Below are 18,435 nucleotides of genomic sequence, written 5' to 3' on the forward strand. Positions count from 1 at the left end.
GGTGAGCCGTCCCTAGCGGCTGCTCACCTGCCCGAACGCCTTCGCGATGGGTGCGAGCACGAGCGGGCGGGCGGCGTACCAGCCCGCCGTCGTAAGGGCGATTGCGGCCGCGAAGAGCCAGAATCCGGCCCAGTTCACTTCGTCCGTCCCGCCGAACATGTGGTTCAGGTTCCGGAGCGCCCCGGTGGCGAATACCAGGAACACGTGGACCAGAATGAACAGCACGAAGAACAGCATGGTGGGGAAGTGGAGTGCGCGCGCAACCTCCACCGGGTAGGCCTTGTTCAGCGCCTTTGCGTTCTTCGGCCAGAATTCGCTCATCCGCACCCCCGTGATCGCCGCCAGCGGAGCCGCGGCGAACACCACCAGGAAGTACATGAGCTGCTGCAGGCTGTTGTAGTTCACCCAGCCGGTCTCGACGGGCCAGTCCAGCGTCATGTACTGCAGCAGCGCAGAGGCCGCGTTGGGGAAGACCTCCCAACTGCTGGGCACGATCCGCACCCAGCGGCCCGAAGCGAACAGCAGCACCACAAAGATGAGTCCGTTGGCCAGCCACAAAATGTCGAGCGACTGGTGCAGCCACAGGTTGATGCTGATCTTCTTGCCGCCGCGCTTCGGCGTCCAGAACGCCGGAGGCTTCTGCTGGGTGCGCACCTGGTAGCCGGAGCGGATGATGAGCACCATCAGGAAAATATTCAGGAAGTGGGTCCACTGCGCCCACCAGGGGAAACCTGGCTCGGCGCCTTGCGGCAGGGCATACTCGCCGGGGTACCGCCTGAGGAACTCCGGCACGCCAGGCAGCGTCGTGACGCCGCGCGCCGCGAGCACCAGGATGCCGGCGGCAACTATGGCGCCGACGGCGAGGAGCACCACGCGCTTGATCCACTGGGCCAGGGTGCGCGAGCCGTAGAGCTTTGGCTCGGGCTTGGGGGCGACGGGCTTCTCGGGCTTTGCGGCAGCGGGCTTTGCGGCGGAGGGCTTTTGAACGGCGGCGGATGCCGCCGACGCCGACGCCGGGACGGCGGGCGCCGCGGGCTCCGCGGGGGCGCTCGCGGTCCCTTGAGGTTCGGGCGTGGCAGGCCTTTCCGCCACGGTGGCAGGTGCCGGTAGCGCGGGGGTGAGGTCCGGGGCGGTCTGCGCTGCGGCGGTAGCAGGCGCCTGTACCACCGTGGTGGTGACAGCGCGCGCCGGGGCAAGCCCGGCCGGGGGCCACGGCTCGCCACCGGGGACGCGGGGGAGTCCGCGACGAAGCTGGACGCCTCCCGGCGTCGGGAGCGCGGACGCCGTAAGCGAAGCAACTGCAGGCGACGGCGCCGGGGGTTCTGTCACCGCGGCGGCAGCGGCGGGAACAGGCCCGGCTACCGACGCGGGCTCTGCGGCGGCCGCCGGCGCGGCAGTCGTGGTGGGCGCCGTGGCCGGAGCCGGGAGCGATGCGCGAACCGACACCGAGACCTCGCCCGCGGGCGGCCAGGGTTCGCCGCCCGGCACGCGCGGCAGCCCGCGGCGGATAGGCCGGACGGCGGTGCTTCGCGAGGGAACGTCCACTCGGGGCTCAGCGACCTGCGCGGCAGCGGCGTCGACGGCAGGTACTGCGGCGGGCGCCGGCGTCGTGCCCTGCGCGGTTTCCGGTGCCGTCTCCGCTGACGGCTGCAGCGCGGGGGCGGCAGTAGCGGCGGCGGAGAGAAGGCGTGCGGGTGCTTCGCCGGCAGGGGGCCAGGGCTCGCCGCCCGGCACGCGCGGCAGGCCCCGTCGGATGGACCCGGACTGAGTGGCCATCCCTAGTTCTTCCGAGCCTCGAGGGCGCTGATCAGCTGCGGGACAACCTTGAAGACATCGCCCACCACGCCAAAGTCCGCGATCTCGAAGATCGGCGCGTCCGCATCCTTGTTGATGGCGACGATGGTCTTGGCGGTCTGCATGCCGGCGCGGTGCTGGATCGCGCCGGAGATGCCGAGTGCGATGTACAGCTGGGAGGACACGGACACCCCGGTCTGGCCCACCTGATGCGCAGACGGGATGTAGCCGGCGTCCACCGCGGCGCGCGAGGCGCCGATGGCCGCGCCCAGGGTGTCGGCGAGTTGCTCGACCAGGGCGAACTGTTCCTTGGAGCCAAGGCCGCGGCCGCCCGCGACCACCTTGGCGGCGCCTCGCAGCTCCGGTCGTGAGGTGGCGGCGGCCGCCTCCTCGAACGAGTCGATCCGGGCGGCGGGCTTCCCGGAGGGCGTCACGGCCAGAGTCTCCGACGCCGGCGGACGGGCCGCCGCGCGCGCCTCGATGGAGCCTTGGCGGACCGTGATGACCGGCGCCCCGAAGGTGGCCGTGGAGGTCACGTTGTAGGCGCCGCCATAGACGGAGTGGTGCGCCACCACGCCTTCATCGTCGCGCGATACGCCCACGGCGTCGACGCAGACCGCGGCCCGCGAACGGGCGGCGTAGCGGCCGGCCAGATCCCGTCCGTTCAGGGAATGCGAAATCAGGATCGCGTCCGGCTGGACCTGCTCCGCTGCGGCGGAAAGCGCATCAACGGCCGGCACGCCCAGAGCGGACGGATCCTGGGCCTCTGCGATGAGCACCTGCGCGGCACCCAGTTCGGCGACCTCGGCTGCGGCGCCGCTCCCGGTTCCGGGAGCGGCGAGGACCAAGGCAACCGGGGTGCCCACCGAGGCGGCGGCACCGAAGAGCCCGGCCGCAGCTTTCTCGAGTTCGCCGGAAGTCCGGGCTTCCACGACGACGAGGATTGCGTCACGAGGGAATTCAGTCATGTCCTTGCTCCTACGCCAGTCGGTTTTCGATCAGGAAGTCGGCGAGCTTTTCGCCGGCGTCGCCGTCGTCGACGATCTTCACACCGGCCTCACGCGGCGGCTTCTCGGCCACGGCCAGCATGATGGAGCGGGCTGCGTCCGGATCCTCGGCCTCGACGCCCAGGTCAGCGAGCGTCAGGACCTCCAGGGGCTTCTTCTTCGCCGCCATGATGCCTTTGAAGTTGGGGAAGCGGGGTCCGGGGAGGGCTTCGGTAATGGAGATGACCGCGGGCAGTTGCGCGGAGACCTGCTGCACGCCGGCGTCGACGCCCCTGGTGCCGGAGACCGTGCCGTCGCTGATCTGAACGGAGCTGAGGCCGGTGGCTAGCGGCACGTCGAGCAGTTCCGCGAGCATCGCCGGGATCATGCCGCCGGAGCCGTCGGTGGAGAGGTTGCCGGTGATGACCAGGTCGAATTCAACGCGGCGGATCGCTGCCGCGAGGGTTTCCGCGCTCAGTCCAAGGTCGGCGCCCCGGAGCGCCTCGTCGCAGACATGGACTGCGCTGCCGGCACCCATTGCCAGCCCCTTGCGGATTGTGGCCGTCGCCGCCTCGGGAGCCATGGACAGGACGGTGACCTCGGTGCCCTCGTTCGCGTCGGCGTAGCTTAGGGCCAGTTCCAGGGCGCGCTCGCCGATTTCGTCAATGACTGTCTCGCTGGCTTCCCGGTCGGCGAGGCCCGTCTCGAGGTTCAGTTTTCGGTCCCCGTAGGTGTCGGGGACTTCCTTGACTAGGACGATAATCTTCATCGATGGCTCTTCCTGTGGCGGGCATGTCGCCACAGGGGAGACATGTCGGATCTCCCTAGAGTCTACGAAAGTGCGGCCACCTCGGCTTGCAGGGCGCGTGTCGCCGCACCCAAGTGCACGGTCTAGTAGTCGTCCTCGGCGGCCGCAATTGCCTTGTCCGTGAGGATGGGCATCATCCCGAGAAGCGCGAGGGTCAGCACTCCCATGATTCCGAACATGGCCTGCAGGCCCAGCCATTGCGCCAGAAGGCCGCCCGCCGCTGCGCCCAGGGGCATGGTGCCCCACGCCAGCAGGCGGTAAGCGCTGTTGACGCGGCCCAGTAGGCGGTCCGGGGTGATGCGCTGGCGCAGGGACACGGTGATGACGTTCCAGAGCACCACCAGCATGCCGCCAACGAAGAGGATTGGCCCGAGGACGTAGGGGTTGCTGGTCACAGCGGGCGCACCAACAAGGAGCGCACCGCCCATGATCGTTAGGGCCAGGGACTTTGACCGGCCCAGCCTGGCCTCGACCCGCTCGGCAATGAACGAGCCGACGAAGGCGCCGAGGGCCGAGGCGGTCAGAAGCAGGCCGAATCCCACCTCGGAAAGCTGCATGGCCGACGTCGGACCGACGGCAAACAACACCAGGACCGCGAAGGCCGCGCTGGAGGCAAAGTTGAATACCCCCGTCATGCCCGCCAGCGTGCGAAGGATTTTCTGGTTCCAGAGGAACCGCAGGCCCTCGCCGACGTCGAACCGCAGCGTGGTTTTCTGCGCCCGCTCCACACGGAAAACCCCCGGAACCAGGAGCAGGCCACCGACAGCCGCCAGCCACAGTGCCGCCGGCACGGCGAAGCCCGCGATGACACCCGCGGCCACCAGCAGCCCGCCCAGCGGGGGACCTACGAACTGGTTGGCGGTGAGCTCGACGGCGTACAGCCTGCCGTTGGCGCGCGACAGCTGATCCCGGTGCACCAGCTGCGGCAGGATCGACTGCGCGGAGGTGTCGTAGAGCGTTTCAGCCACCCCCACCAGCAACGCGACAACGTACAGGGCCCAGATGGAGCCCAGGTCCAGCAGGATAAGAAAAACCAGCAGCGCGGGCAGCACCCCGCGGCCGAGGTTGGCCCAGAGCATCAGTTTGCGCCGGTCCAGGCGGTCGGCCAGCGCCCCGGCGGTGAGGGCGAAGAGCAGCCAGGGAAGCGTCGCGGCGACGCTCAGCCCGGCGACCAGGGTGGGCGATTGGGTGAACTGGATTGCCAGCAGCGGCAGTGCGATCTTGAAGACGCCGTCCGCGAGGTTGGACAGCCCGGAGGCGGTCCACAACCTCCAAAAGGACGCCCCCAGCGGCGCGCGGACCCGAGCCTCAAGCTTCGTTGCGTGACTGGTCATAGCTGAACCCTGCCGCATCGATTGAGAAAATTCAAGGTGGTTGAATTAAGTGCATCGATCATAGGATGGGGACATGACGGACGCAGCGCCGACGGGCACGAACGTGGAGAGACCCGCCGCCAGCGCCCGTGAGGTGAAGGCGCTGGCCCACCCGCTGCGCCTTCGGATCCTTCGTCTGTGCGGGCTTCACGAACTGACCAACAAGCAGCTCGCCGACCGGCTGGGCCAGGATCCGGGGACCACGCTGTACCACGTACGGCAGTTGCTTGCCGCCGGATTCCTTGAAGCCGCCACGGTCCGCGCCGGCGAGAGCGGCGCCCTGGAGAAGCCGTACCGTTCCACGGGCCGGTCATGGAACCTCGATACCGCACTTAGCGATGCCGGTCCGGACGGCCCGCTGGCACCGGTCGAGGCGTTCCGTGAAGAGCTGGCGGAGGCCGGTCCGGACGCCCTCGCCAGCCTCTCACGCTTCGTCCTGCACCTCTCCGACGCCGACGCCGACGATTTCGTTCAGCGCATACAGGCCGTGCTGAACGATTACACCGACAGTGACCGGCAGCGGCTGGACCAGCCGGCGTACGGCGGAATCTTCGTCCTCCACCGCTCGCCGGACTAGGTCCGGGCACGCGGGTGGGCTACCTCAGCACCACTGTCCTGTTCCCCTGCAGGATTACCCGGCCCTCGCAGTGCCAGCGCACGGCGTTGGACAGGGCTTTGCACTCGGAATCACGCCCCGCGGCCACGAGCTCGTCCGGGCCGTAGGTGTGGTCCACCTCCACCACCTGCTGGGAAATGATCGGCCCCTCGTCCAGTTCGCCATTGACGTAGTGGGCGGTGGCGCCCACGGTCTTCACGCCGCGGGCATAGGCCTGGTGGTACGGCTTGGCGCCCTTGAAGCTGGGCAGGAAGGAGTGGTGGATGTTGATGGCGCGGCCGTCCAGCTTCCGGGTGAGGCCGTCGCTGAGGACCTGCATGTAGCGGGCCAGGACGACGAGTTCGACGTCGAACTCATCGATGAGTTCCAGCAGCCGTCCCTCCGCCTCGGGCTTGGTGGCGGCCGTGACGGGCACATGGAAGAACGGGATGCCGTGCCATTCCACCAGCGCCTGGTGGTCCGTGTGGTTGGAGACCACGGCCACCACATCGACGGGGAGCTCGCCGATCCTTGCCCGGAACAGCAGGTCGTTGAGGCAGTGCCCGAACTTGGACACCATGATCAGCACGCGGCGCTTGGAACGGTGGGGTTCCAGCCGCCAGCTCATCCCGAAGCGCTCGGCCACCGGGGCGAACGCGGTCCGCAGGGTGTCCGCGGTGGACGCATCGCCGTCGGAAGCGAAGTGCACGCGCATGAAGAAGTGCCCTTCGGAACGTTCGCCGAACTGCTTGTTGTCGATGATGTCGGCGCCCTGCTCCAGCAGGAAGCCGGAGACGGCGTGGACAATCCCTGGCGTCTCCGGGCAGTCGAGCGTCAGGACATGCTCCACTGTGGTGACCGGCAGCGGGCGGGAAATTTCAGTCTGGATCGCAGTCATGGCTCAGCACTCGATCACGTTGACGGCGAGGCCCCCGCGGGAGGTCTCCTTGTACTTGGTTTTCATGTCCGCTCCTGTCTCACGCATGGTTTTGATGGCCTTATCCAGCGACACCTTGTGGCTGCCGTCGCCGTGCAGCGCCAGCCGAGCGGCGTTGATGGCCTTGACGCTGGCGATCGCGTTCCGTTCGATGCAGGGAATCTGCACCAGGCCGCCCACGGGGTCGCAGGTCAGGCCGAGGTTGTGTTCGATCCCGACTTCGGCGGCGTTCTCCACCTGTTCGGGGGTGCCGCCCAGTACCTCGCAGAGTCCGGCGGCGGCCATGGAGCAGGCCGAACCCACCTCGCCCTGGCAGCCAACTTCCGCGCCGGAGATGGAGGCGTTGATCTTGAACAGGATCCCGACGGCGGCCGCCGCCAGCAGGAAGCGGACGACGCCGTCGTCGTCGGCTCCTGGGACGAACTTGGCGTAGTAGTGCAGCACCGCGGGCACGATGCCGGCCGCGCCGTTGGTCGGCGCGGTGACGATCCGGCCGCCGGCGGCGTTCTCCTCGTTGACCGCGAGGGCGAAGAGGTTCACCCATTCCATGGCCCGCAGCGGATCGGTGGTCCCGGTGTCCGCGGACAGGGTCTGGAAGAGCGACGGCGCCCGGCGCGGGACGTTCAGCCCGCCGGGAAGGATTCCTTCCGCGGCGCAGCCGTTGTCCACGCACTCGCGCATCACGGCCCAGAGCGCCAGCAGCTTCTCCCGGAGCTGGGCTTCGCTGTGCCAGACGAGCTCGTTGGCCAGCATTACCTCGGAGATGGACATGCCCTCCCGCCGGCAGACGGCCAGGAGCTCGTCCGCGGTCGTGAACGGGTACGGCAGCACGGTGTCATCCGCCACCACCTGGTCGCCCCCGTCGGCGTCCCCGTCCACCACGAAGCCGCCCCCGACCGAGTAGAAGCTCCTTTCGCTGAGCACGGCCCCGGTGTGGTCCAGGGCGCGGAAGGTCATGCCGTTCGGGTGGGCGGGCAGGGACTTGCGCCGGTGCAGGACCACGTCCTCGTCCCAGTTGAAGTCCACCCGGTGGTCCCCGCCGATCCGGAGTTCGGCGTCGAGGGCGGCCGCGGCCACCTGGTCGTCGGCGGTGGCGGTGTCCACGGTTTCCGGGTCCAGGCCCTGCAGGCCCAGCACCACCGCCTTGTCCGAGCCATGGCCGCGGCCGGTGGCGCCGAGCGAGCCGAACAGTTCGGACTGGACGCGGGCCGTGGCGCTGAGCTGGCCGTCGGCTTTCAGGCCGTCGGCGAAGAGCTTCGCCGCCCGCATCGGGCCGACCGTGTGCGAGGACGACGGCCCGATGCCAACGGAAAACAGGTCCAGGACGCTGAGGGCCATCAGGGAACCTCGGGGGAGGCGAACTCCCTCATAGCGTCCAGGAGCCAGCGGCCCAGGAAGTCCGCGAAGGACGCGCGGGGGAACAACCGGAAGCTCTCCTCCCCGCTCTTGAGCAGGATCACCGGAATGTTGCCGACCTCCGTGGCCAGCGCGGTCCCGGGCTTGAGGCTGCGCGGGTGAAGGTCCAGGGCGCAGCCCTTCTCCAGCACCGCCCGGGCCAGCGGGCCGTTGAGCTCGAACGTGGTGCGGTTCGCGGAGAGGTCCACCACCTGGCCCGGGGCGTCACCCAGGGCGGAGGTGAGGGAGCCGAGCAGTTCCCCGCCGAGGCTGTCGTGGGCATCCTCCGGGGCGACCACCAGGAACTCGGACGGTCCCAGCCAGAGCACGCTGACCGGCTCCGTCCCGGCCACCTCGCCGCAGCCGGCGGGCAGGCCGCCGGTGACGGACGCGATCCTTGCCGCGGCTTCCGACCGCGGCTCGACGCGGACCCCGGCCATGGTTTGGAACGGGATTTCCTTCAGGGTAACCGTTCCGGGGATGGAGCCGGTTTTCAGTGCTTCGGCCAGGCTTGAGGCGGGGCTGCGGCGGATTTCCCGGAGTCCATTGATGCCGGTGAGTGCTGCGGTGTTAGCCATCTTTGCGGGTCCCTTCGGGGTCAAACAGTACGGTTTCGGCGACGACGACGTCGACCAGCTGGTCGCCGGCGGCGGCCACGAGGGTCTCGCCGATCCGGTTGCGTCCGTTTTTGATCAGCGCCAGGGCAAACGACCTGCCCAACGCGGCGCTGTGGTAGCTCGAGGTCACGAAGCCCTGCATCGGGACCGGCCCGAAGGCGGGGTTCGTGGTGATCCCTTGTTCCACGAGCTGGGTGCCCTCGGGGAGACGCAGGCTCGTGTCCACGGGCAGGACGCTGACCAAGTGCTTGCGGTCCTCGCGCCCGGCGTCGGTCCTGGCGTAGGAGCGCTTGCCGATGAATTCCTTGGCCTTGGAAACCACCCAGTCCATCCCGGCATCCTGCGGGGTGACGGTGCCGTCGGTGTCCTGGCCGACGATCGGGTAACCCTTTTCAGCCCGGAGCACGTGCATCGTTTCGGTGCCGTACGGGGTGATGTTGAACTCTGCACCGGCCGCGGCAACGGCCTCCCAGGTGTTCAGCCCGTACCAGGCAGGCACGTTGATTTCGTAGGCGAGTTCGCCGGAGAAGGAGATCCGGCAGATCCTGGCCTGCACGCCGGAGGCCAGCGTGGTCTCGCGGAACGTCATGAACGGGAAGGCCTCCGCGTCGAGTCCGCCGCCGGCGGCGAGTTCGGGTGCCACCTTCGCGAGCACCGCCCGGGATTTGGGCCCGACGACGGCGATCGTGGTCCACTGCTCGGTCACCGAGGTGCAGTGCACGTCCAGCTCCGGCCATTCCGTCTGCAGCCATTCCTCCAGCCAGTCCAGCACCTTCGCCGCGCCACCGGTGGTGGTGGTCATGAAGTAGCGGTCCTCGTCGAGACGGAGGGTCACGCCGTCGTCGAAAATCATGCCGTCGGCCATGCACATGACGCCGTAGCGGGCCGAACCCGGGGCGAGCTTCTTGAACGCGTTGGTGTAGATCCGGTTGAGGAACTCACCGGCGTCCTTGCCCCGGATCTCGATCTTGCCGAGCGTGGTGGCGTCCATGAAGCCCACGGACTCCCGGACGGCGGCGCATTCACGCAGCACGGCGGCGTCCATGTCCTCGCCGTCCTGCGGGAAGTACCAGGGGCGCTTCCACTGCCCGACGTCCTCGAACAGCGCACCCTGGGCGACGTGCCAGGGGTGGATCGAGGTGACCCGTGCGGGGTCGAACAACTCGCCGCGCTGGCGTCCCGCGAGTGCCGCGAAAGCAACCGGGGTGAAGGGTGCCCGGTAGGTGGTGGTGCCGATGTCGCCGATGCCCCGGGATGCCTCGCCGGCCTGCCGGAGGGCCGCCGCGATGACGCCGATCGCGTTCACGCCGGAGGTCTTGCCCTGGTCGTTCGCGGTGCTGATCGAGGTGTAGCGCTTGATGTGTTCGACCGAACGCAGCCCGGCCCCGGTGGAGCGCAGCACGTCGGCGACGCTCTGGTCCCGCTGGAAGTCGACGAAGTGCTGGTGCCAGTCGTCGGCGGTGCCCTCCTGGCCGGGAACCAGCCAGAGCTGCCGCGTGGGGGCGGACGCCTTCGGCTCGGGGAGGACCAGCGGAACGGTGACTGCGGTCGGATTTTCGGGGGCGAAGCCGGCGGCGATGGCCGCTGCGGCTCCGGCGGAGACGCCCTCGGCGAGGCAATCCCCGAGGTCGACGCTGCCGCGTCCGGAGCCGATGGTCTGCTGGTTGGGAACGACCGTGCTCGGCACGAAGGCCGCCAGGTCCTCGTCCCAGCGCAGCTTGCCCTGGCGCTGGGAGTGGAGGTGGACCAGCGGGCTCCAGCCGCCGGAGACGGCCAGCAGGTCGCAGGCGATCTCCTCGATGCCGGAGGTGAGCTCGCCGTCGTCGTTGATGCTGCGGATGGTGACGGTGTCCAGCCGGCCGTCGGCGTCCGCCCCGGTGGCTGCGACGGCGCTGCCGATCAGCACCCGGGTGCCGGATTCGGCGGCCGCCGCGGCAACGTCGCTGAGGCTGGCGCGGGCGTCGACGACGGCGGCAACCTTGACGCCTGCGGCGCGCAGGTCCGCGGCCAGGGCGTAGGCGCTGTCATTCGTGGTGCCGATGACGACGCGCTGGCCCGCCGCCACCGCGTAGCGGTTGAGGTAGCTGCGGACGGCCGAGGCGAGCATGATGCCGGGCCGGTCGTTGTCCTCGAAAACCAGCGGACGTTCGTGGGCTCCGGGGGCCAGGACCACCTGCTTGGCACGGACGTGCCAGATCCGCTGCCGGGACACCCCGGACGCGGCGGGGCCGGAGAGGTGGTCGGTGCGGTTCTGGACGGCGATGACGTAGTTGGCGTCGTAGGCGCCGAAGGCCGTGGTGCGGTTCAGGACAGTGGTTTCGGCGCCGGAGACGAGCTCGGCTTCGACGTCCGCGACCCATTCCAGCGCCGGCTTGCCTTCGATGCTCTCGGCCAGCTCGGGCGAAGTCGAACCGGACAGCAGCGAGCCTCCCAGTTCGGGCTGGTCGTCCATCAGGATCACCCGGGCACCGGTGCGGGCTGCCTCGCGGGCGGCCGCCAGGCCTGCCGGGCCGCCGCCGACCACCAGGACATCGGTGTGGACATACTTCTTGTCGTATTCGGCCTTGTCATCGGCGGGGTCCAGGCGGCCCAGGCCGCTCAGCCATTCGGCCTTGAGACCGTCCACCAGGGTGACGGTCGTGGCGGGGAGCATGGATTCGGCCACGTGGCCGGGGAAGCGGGGCTCCACCCGGACCAGGGCGTTCGGTTCCTCCACGCCGGCGGCCAGGATGCCGCGGGGACGGTCCTCGTAGAGCGAATTGCCGGCGGCGATCCGGCCGTTGGCGAGTAGGGCTGAGGCCAGCGTATCGCCGGGGTGGCCGGTAAATTCCTGGCCGTCCACGGTAAAACGCCAGGAGATGGTGCGGTCGATGCGGCCGCCGGCGGCGAGACGGGCGTTCTGGGAAGTCCCTGGTTTCTGGGAAGTCACTTTGTTGCTCCTTCCGGGGCAGTGGTGCTGGTGGTCGTGCTGGTGCCGGCGGTGTCCGGGGCGGCGTTGCCCGTGGTGGTGCTGTCAGCGGCGGTGCTGGCAGTACCGGACTCGGTGGTGGCGGCCTGCGGGGCGGCGTCCGGGCGGGGTGCGCCCATCGGGTAGACGGCCTGGATCTCGTACGTGACGGTGTCCCGGAGCATGTTGAACCACTGGCGGCAGCCGGTGCTGTGCAGCCAGCGCTCGGCGAAGGCGCCCTTGGTGTTGTCCCGGTAGAACAGGAATTCGGCCCATTCACGGTCGGTCAGTTCATTGGGGTTTTCGGGGTAGGGCACGTGGGCCTGGCCGCCGTAGTGGAACTCGGTCTCGTCGCGCGAGCCGCAGTTGGGGCAGGAAATGAGCAGCATGTGCGTCTTCTACTTTCTGGTGGGCGGCTAGTGGGCCACGGCGGCGGCGCCGTGTTCGTCGATCAGGGCTCCGGTTTCGAAGCGCTCCAGTGCGAACGGCTTGTTCAGCTGGTGCGGGGTGCCGGTAGCGATGGTGTGGGCGAAGGTCAGGCCGGCGGCCGGGGTGGCTTTGAAGCCGCCGGTTCCCCAGCCGCAGTTGACGAACATGTTCTCCACCGGGGTGGTGCCGACGATCGGGGAGGCGTCGAGGGTGGTGTCCACGATCCCGCCCCAGGTCCGGAGCACGTGGGCCCGGGCGAAGATCGGGAAGAGTTCGACGGCGGCAGCCATCTGGTGCTCGATCACGTGGAAGGAGCCGCGCTGGCCGTAGCCGTTGTAGGAGTCGACGCCGGCTCCCATGACCAATTCGCCCTTGTGCGCCTGGGAGACGTAGACGTGGACGTGGTTGGACATGACGACGGTGGGGTGGACCGGCTCGTGCAGTTCGGACACCAGTGCCTGGAGGGGGTGGGACTGGATGGGGAGCCGGAAGCCGGCCATTTCCGCCAGCACCGAGCTGTGCCCGGCAGCGGCCAGGCCGACCTTTTCGGTGTTGATGGTGCCGCGGTTGGTCTTGACGCCGGTCACCCGGTTGCCGTCCTTGACGAAGCCGGTGACCTCGCAGTTCTGGATGATGTCAACGCCCAGTTCGTCGCACTTGCGGGCGAAAGCCCAGGCGACGTGGTCGTGCTTGGCGATGCCGGCGCGGGGCTGGTACGTGGCGCCCATGACCGGGTAGCGGATGTTGTCGCTGATATTCAGGATGGGGCAGAGTTCCTTGACCTGCTGCGGATCCAGCCATTCGGCGTCGACACCGTTGAGCTTGTTGGCGCCCACGCGGCGCATGCTCTCGCGGACGTCGCCCAGGGTGTGGGCGAGGTTCATCACGCCGCGCTGGCTGAAGAGGAAGTCGTACTCCAGTTCCTCCGGCAGGATTTCCCACAGCTTCAGGGCGTGCTCGTAGATCGCGGCGCTCTCGTCCCAGAGGTAGTTGGAGCGGATGATGGTGGTGTTCCGGGCCATGTTGCCGCCGGCCAGCCAGCCCTTTTCCAAGACCGCGATGTTGGTCATCCCGTGGTTCTTGGCCAGGAAGTAGGCGGTGGCGAGGCCGTGGCCGCCGCCGCCGACGATCACGGCGTCGTAGCTTTTCTTAGGGTCCGGGTTGCGCCAGAGGAAGTCCGGGTGCTCCGGAAGGTGGGGGGTGCTCACTGTGCGACTCCGTTCGTAGAGGTTCCGGAATGGCCGGAGAGGTGGGGGTAGAGGGGGAATTTCTCGGCCAGGACGGTGACCCGGTCGCGCAGCAGTACCGCGGTTTCCTCGGTGAGTTCGCCCTTGAGGGCCTCGGCGATGATGTCGGCAACCTCGGTGAACTCGGCCTTGCCGAAGCCACGGGTGGCCAGCGCCGGGGTACCGATGCGCAGGCCGGAGGAGACCATCGGCGGCCGGGGGTCGAAGGGGACGGCGTTGCGGTTTACCGTGATACCGATCCGGTGCAACCGGTCCTCGCCCTGCTGGCCGTCCAGTTCGGAGTTGCGCAGGTCCACCAGGACCAGGTGCACGTCGGTGCCGCCGCCCACCACGGAGATCCCGTATTGGGCCACGTCGGCCGCGAGCAGGCGCTCGGCCAGGATCTTGGCCCCGTCCAAGGTGCGCTGCTGGCGGTCTTTGAACTGGTCCCCGGAGGCGAGCTTGAACGCCACGGCCTTGGCGGCGATCACGTGCTCCAGCGGCCCGCCCTGCTGGCCGGGGAAGACAGCGGAGTTGATCTTGCGGGCGTACTCCTCCTTGGCCAGGATCACACCGCCGCGCGGGCCGCCGAGGGTCTTGTGCGTGGTGGTGGTGACGACGTCGGCGTACGGCACCGGGTTCGGGTGCAGCCCGGCGGCCACCAGGCCGGCGAAGTGGGCCATATCCACCATCAGGTAGGCGCCCACGAGGTCGGCGATGCGGCGGAACTCGGCGAAGTCCAGCTGCCGGGAGTAGGCGGACCAGCCGGCGACTATCAGCCTGGGCCGGTGTTCCAAGGCCAAAGCCTCGACCTCTGCCATATCGATCCGCAGGTCGGATTCACGCACGTGGTACGGGACCACGTTGTAGAGCTTGCCGGAGAAGTTGATACGCATGCCGTGGGTCAGGTGGCCGCCGTGGGCCAGGTCCAGTCCCATGATGGTGTCGCCCGGGTTCAGCAGGGCGAACATGGCCGCGGCATTGGCCTGCGCGCCGGAATGGGGCTGGACATTGGCGAACTCTGCGCCGAAAAGATCCTTGATGCGGTCGATGGCCAGCTGCTCCACCACGTCCACATGCTCGCAGCCGCCGTAGTAGCGCTTGCCCGGGTAGCCCTCGGCGTACTTATTGGTCAGCACCGAGCCCTGTGCCTCCATCACGGCGGAGGGGGCGAAATTCTCCGACGCGATCATTTCAAGCGTCGACTGCTGGCGGTCCAACTCGCGGGCAATGGCCTGCTGGACCTCGGGATCTGCCACCGAGAGCCGCTCGTTCAATTGCTCAACCACGAATACTCCTTTGAAATACCACTATTGGTGTAACTGATATATCAGTGTGAGGTCAATGGTATGATTGAGATCACACCGAGTCAATAGCATGTCCGAAAGTTTCAGCGACGCCTGGATCGAGAACGGGTTTGAGCAGCGAGAAAAGGAGCAGCGCCTTGAATGAGCTTCCAGTCCTGTCCCCTGCGGAGGATGAGGCGTTGTCCCAGGCGGAGGCCGCGTACCGGCAGCTCCGCGACAAGCTGATCATGCTGGAGATCCGGCCCGGCGAACCCATCAATGACGGGCAGCTGGCGGCCGAGCTGGGCTTCGGCAGGACGCCTGTCCGCGAGGCGATCAAGCGCCTAGAGGTGGACCGCCTGGTGGTCTCCTATCCGCGCCGTGGCACGTTCGCCACGATCGTGGACATCACCGAACTGGCGGACGTCTCCGATATCCGTGAATTGCTGGAACCCCTGGCCGCCCGGCGCGCAGCCATCAACGCCAGCGCCGCCATGCGCGCCGAACTTCGCGAAGTGGCCCGTGCCATCGCCTCCCTTGACTCCAAGCCGGACGACAAGCGTGAGCTCATGCGCTATGACCTGGCCGTGCACCGGCTGATCTACCGCGCCGCCGGAAACCCGCACCTGGAGGACACCCTGATCCGCCACGACAACCTGGCGACACGGATCTGGTGCCTCGTGCTGGATAAGGTGCCTTCGGTGCAGGGGCACATCACCGAACACGTGAGTCTGCTCGAGGCAGTGGCCGACGGCGACGCCGACCTGGCCGCGAAGCTGGCACTCGAGCACGTCACGAGCTTCGAGAAAACCATCCGGAGCGTGCTCTAGGGCGTCCTTCCGGCCGGTCCGGGGGACCCCGCAGCCGCCGCGGCGGCAGCGATGTGGATGCTGAACAGCCTGCCCGAAGTCCGCGGGTCGCCGCCGAGCAACGCCTGGATCTTGCTCAACCGTTTGTGCATCGTCTGCCGTTCCACATTCAAGGCCACGGCAGACGCCGTCGTATTGCACCCCGAATCGAGCCAGCACAGGAGGGTGTCCAGCAGGGCGGTCCCGTGCCGGCGGTCCCACTCGAGGACTTCGCCCAGCGCCGACTCCACATAGGAGTCCAGGAAGGCGGGATGCGGCACCGCGGCGAGGATCCGGCGGCCCAGGAAATCCATCGCATCGAGGACTTCTCCGGCGCCGGGCATGCCCAGCTTCATGACTTCCCGTGCTTCCACGTAGGAGTCGCGCGCTCGGGACCCGTCGGCCACGTTTGGTCCGAAGGCGGCGCAGGTGTCGGAATCGGACAGCGCCTCCCGGGCCGCGCGGAGCAGCACTTCGCGGGCAGCCCTGGCGCCTTGGTGCGGCAGTGCCAGCAACACCACGCGCTCGCCGTCGGAGACGTGGGATCGCACGTGGATCCCGCGCTGCTGCAGCGCGCGCTCGACCGCGGGGAACTTGGTGTCCCTCCCGGCCGCGCGGAAGACCGCCACGATCGCCGCATGGCCGGCCGGGAGCCCGGCCTGCAGCCAGAACCGCTGGATGGATTCGGCGTCGCCCCCTTCGATCACGGCCTCCAGCAGGCGCGCCTCGGCCACCTGGGCAGGCGTGGGGCGGAAAGCCTGCGCCATGGCCAGCGCCAGAATCCCTGAGAGGCGGTCGGCGGCAAGCTCAAGCAGCAGCGGGTCCTCCGACGGGGACCGCAGCGTCAGTTGGGCCGCATGCTGGCCGCCGACCACGATGCCGACCTCTGCCGTAAAGCCTCCCTCGGCGACCGTTTCCCCCGCGTGGCCGAGCAGGGACCCATCGGGAGCCACGAGCAAGACCTCCGCCTTCAGGGTCCCGGCCACCAGTTCGAGGATCGTCGGGAGGTGCGGACCCTTGTCGGTGATCTGCCGGGCAATGCGCCGCGAGACGTCGTCAACCACCAGGTGGGCGGCCGCCTGCTGGTTGATCACCAGCCGGTTGACCGCCTCGGCAATATCCACGAAGGGCGCCACCGCACGCAGCTCGATCAAGGGCAGTCCGCTGCTGTCAGCAGCTTCGACCAGCGCCTCCGGGAGGGGGAGCGACTGCCCCGCGGTTTGCAGCGCCAGCGCCGCGATTCGCCGGGCGGCAAGGCTCCTGACATACGCCGCCTGCTCTTCGGCGGGGAGTGCCAGCAGGGACTCTCCGCCGGAAAGCAGCAGTTCCCCGCCGCGCAGGAGCGGTGCGATCTCCAGCACCTCGCTGGAATGCACCCAGCGGACGGCCCGCTCCAGGGTGTCCGGGACGCTGCTGCGCACCACCGGGTTGGCCGCCGCCATCGAGGGGGTGGCGAGCACTTCAGCGAGCGTAATCATGGAGGCCTGCTCCCTTGGGGTGCGTCATAGTGTCACTTGATAGGGCTTCAGTGTAATCAAAACGACTCTACTTTGTGCGTTAGATCACCAATAAACTGGATTCACTCCCCGTTCTTCATCACAACGTAGTGAATTGAGGCACAGCATGAACCAAGCTCAACAAGGCTCGCATGAAGCAGCCACTGTGGAGGTTGAAGATGTCCTGCAACCCATTCCTGAGTCCGCAAGGACCACCAAACTTTCCGGCCAGTTCTGGATCTGGGCCGGCGCGAACGTTGCCCCCATCAACTGGATCCTTGGCGCCCTCGGTATCCAGCTTGGCCTCGGCCTCGGCGACACCCTGCTGGTGCTGATCGTCGGAAACCTGATCGGCATGGCGGGCTTCGGCTTCTTCGTCATCCTCGGCCAGCGGACCGGCGCCACCGGCATGCTCCTGGCCCGCGGCGCGTTCGGCCGCCGCGGAGCCTACCTGCCGGCCGCGATCCAGGCGACCATCGCCATCGGCTGGTCCGCGGTCAACACGTGGGTCATCCTCGACCTGATCCTCGCGCTGTTCGGCATGATCGGCTGGGTGGATCCCGCCGAACGCAACATCGGCGTGCGCATCCTGGTGGCGGCAGTCATCATGACCGTCCAGGTCGCCATCTGCTACCGCGGCTACCGCGCCATCTCGAAATTCGAGCGGATTACCATGCCTCCCACCATCCTGGTCCTGGTGGCGATGTCCATCGTCGCGTGGACCCAGCTGGACATCAACTGGAGCTACGCCGGCCCGGCCGGCGCTGTCCTGGAAGGGCTGCCGCGCCTGGCCGCCATGTCCTCGATCATGACGGTCATCGGCATCGGCTGGGGCATCGGCTGGTTCACCTACGCGCCGGACTACTCCCGCTTCGTCAGCCGCAAGGTCAAGCCCGCCAAGCTGTTCGCCGTCAGCGTCCTCGGCCAGTTCCTGCCCGTGGTCTGGCTTGGCATCCTCGGTGCCAGCCTCGCGACCAAGAACGGCCAAGCCGATCCCGGCGAGCTGATCGTCTCCAACTTCGGCACGATGGCCATCCCGGTCATCCTGCTGGTCATCCACGGACCGATTGCCACGAACATCATCAACCTCTACACCTTCGGCGTGGCCTTCCAGGCCCTCGACGTCAAGATCTCGCGGCGCAAGCTGTCCATCATCGTCGGAATACTGTCCATGGTGGCGGTCATCGCATTCATGTTCGCCGAGGACTTCGCGATGATCCTCGACTCCTGGCTGGGCGCGATCGTGGCATGGGTGGCCACCTGGGGCGGCATCATGGCCGTCCATTACTTCATCTTCGAACGGAAGCACAAGGACTTCTCCTACCTGTTCCTCGATTCGAAGAAGACCTCCCTGAAGTCCGTCAACCCCGCGGCGTTCATCGCCTTCTTCGCCGGAATCCTGATGACCTGGATGTTCATGTACGGCGGCATCCCGGCCCTGCAGGGCCCGATCGCCACGGCCATGGGCGGCGTCGACTTCTCCTGGCTCGCAGGGACCGTCACCTCGTCCGCCATCTACTTCGCCCTCGGCTACGCACGCTTCCGCAAGCGCATCCGGGCCGGCGTGCCTATCGGCATCCGCCTAGACCTCGAAGAAGACGCGGTGCTCGCCGAACACGGCGACGCCTGCGAAGACAAGCACAGCCTCCCGGCGCCGGCCCCCGTGGCCTGAACCGGCACCAGCCTTCCCCTGAAAAC

At 68.1% G+C, this 18,435-nt stretch carries 15 protein-coding genes; 3 read left to right on the forward strand and 12 right to left on the reverse strand.

Annotated features, from left to right (window positions below):
• Positions 1-12 precede the first annotated feature (12 nt).
• The 4 genes from AC1DK9_RS00915 to AC1DK9_RS00930 form a co-directional block, all read right to left on the reverse strand.
• Positions 13-1,776, reverse strand: a complete 1,764-nt coding sequence (locus AC1DK9_RS00915) for a cytochrome b/b6 domain-containing protein (protein WP_476914725.1) — start codon at positions 1,774-1,776, stop codon at positions 13-15.
• A gap of 2 nt (positions 1,777-1,778) precedes the next feature.
• Positions 1,779-2,762, reverse strand: coding sequence for an electron transfer flavoprotein subunit alpha/FixB family protein (locus AC1DK9_RS00920; protein WP_476914726.1), 984 nt, complete (start codon positions 2,760-2,762; stop codon positions 1,779-1,781).
• Positions 2,763-2,772: 10 nt separating this feature from the next.
• Positions 2,773-3,549 carry an electron transfer flavoprotein subunit beta/FixA family protein gene (locus AC1DK9_RS00925; protein ID WP_476914727.1) on the reverse strand — a complete coding sequence of 259 codons (777 nt, stop codon included), beginning with the start codon at positions 3,547-3,549 and terminating at the stop codon, positions 2,773-2,775.
• A 122-nt stretch (positions 3,550-3,671) separates the two neighbouring features.
• On the reverse strand, positions 3,672-4,922 hold the full coding sequence (locus AC1DK9_RS00930) for an MFS transporter (protein WP_476914728.1): 1,251 nt from the start codon (positions 4,920-4,922) through the stop codon (positions 3,672-3,674).
• Between the two features lie 73 nt (positions 4,923-4,995).
• Between AC1DK9_RS00930 and AC1DK9_RS00935 the strand changes: the two genes are divergently transcribed.
• Positions 4,996-5,538, forward strand: a complete 543-nt coding sequence (locus AC1DK9_RS00935) for an ArsR/SmtB family transcription factor (protein ID WP_476914729.1) — start codon at positions 4,996-4,998, stop codon at positions 5,536-5,538.
• A 19-nt stretch (positions 5,539-5,557) separates the two neighbouring features.
• On the opposite strand, the gene purU is transcribed toward AC1DK9_RS00935, so the two are convergent.
• The 7 genes from purU to glyA are packed head-to-tail and all read right to left on the reverse strand — an operon-like array spanning position 5,558 to position 14,396.
• Positions 5,558-6,454, reverse strand: coding sequence for a formyltetrahydrofolate deformylase (gene purU / locus AC1DK9_RS00940; protein WP_476914730.1), 897 nt, complete (start codon positions 6,452-6,454; stop codon positions 5,558-5,560).
• Positions 6,455-6,457: 3 nt separating this feature from the next.
• Positions 6,458-7,831, reverse strand: a complete 1,374-nt coding sequence (locus AC1DK9_RS00945; protein WP_476914731.1) for an L-serine ammonia-lyase — start codon at positions 7,829-7,831, stop codon at positions 6,458-6,460.
• Positions 7,831-8,466, reverse strand: coding sequence for a sarcosine oxidase subunit gamma (locus AC1DK9_RS00950; RefSeq protein WP_476914732.1), 636 nt, complete (start codon positions 8,464-8,466; stop codon positions 7,831-7,833). Before AC1DK9_RS00950 ends, AC1DK9_RS00945 begins: the two co-directional genes overlap by 1 nt.
• A complete protein-coding gene (locus AC1DK9_RS00955; protein WP_476914733.1) occupies positions 8,459-11,434 on the reverse strand; it encodes a sarcosine oxidase subunit alpha family protein in 2,976 nt (991 codons plus the stop codon). The genes AC1DK9_RS00950 and AC1DK9_RS00955 overlap by 8 nt, the downstream gene beginning before the upstream one ends.
• Entirely contained in the window at positions 11,431-11,841 is a 411-nt protein-coding gene (locus AC1DK9_RS00960; RefSeq protein WP_476914734.1) for a sarcosine oxidase subunit delta, read from the reverse strand. The genes AC1DK9_RS00955 and AC1DK9_RS00960 overlap by 4 nt, the downstream gene beginning before the upstream one ends.
• Before the next feature lie 27 nt (positions 11,842-11,868).
• Entirely contained in the window at positions 11,869-13,089 is a 1,221-nt protein-coding gene (locus AC1DK9_RS00965) for a sarcosine oxidase subunit beta family protein (RefSeq protein ID WP_476862109.1), read from the reverse strand.
• Positions 13,086-14,396: a serine hydroxymethyltransferase gene (gene glyA, locus AC1DK9_RS00970; protein ID WP_476914735.1), complete on the reverse strand. Its 1,311-nt coding sequence runs from the start codon at positions 14,394-14,396 to the stop codon at positions 13,086-13,088. Before glyA ends, AC1DK9_RS00965 begins: the two co-directional genes overlap by 4 nt.
• A 155-nt stretch (positions 14,397-14,551) precedes the next feature.
• Here glyA and AC1DK9_RS00975 point away from each other — a divergent pair, with 155 nt between their 5' ends.
• Complete coding sequence (locus AC1DK9_RS00975; RefSeq protein WP_476862111.1) at positions 14,552-15,223, forward strand: GntR family transcriptional regulator; 672 nt, start codon at positions 14,552-14,554, stop codon at positions 15,221-15,223.
• Here the strand turns inward: AC1DK9_RS00975 and AC1DK9_RS00980 are convergent.
• Entirely contained in the window at positions 15,220-16,719 is a 1,500-nt protein-coding gene (locus AC1DK9_RS00980) for a helix-turn-helix domain-containing protein (protein ID WP_476914736.1), read from the reverse strand. The genes AC1DK9_RS00975 and AC1DK9_RS00980 overlap by 4 nt on opposite strands.
• Before the next feature lie 145 nt (positions 16,720-16,864).
• Between AC1DK9_RS00980 and AC1DK9_RS00985 the strand changes: the two genes are divergently transcribed.
• The gene (locus AC1DK9_RS00985) at positions 16,865-18,409 is read left to right on the forward strand and encodes a purine-cytosine permease family protein (protein WP_476862113.1); all 1,545 of its coding nucleotides are present in this window, start codon (positions 16,865-16,867) and stop codon (positions 18,407-18,409) included.
• Positions 18,410-18,435: the final 26 nt, after the last annotated feature.

It is taken from the genome of Arthrobacter sp. 01T414, assembly GCF_056398965.1.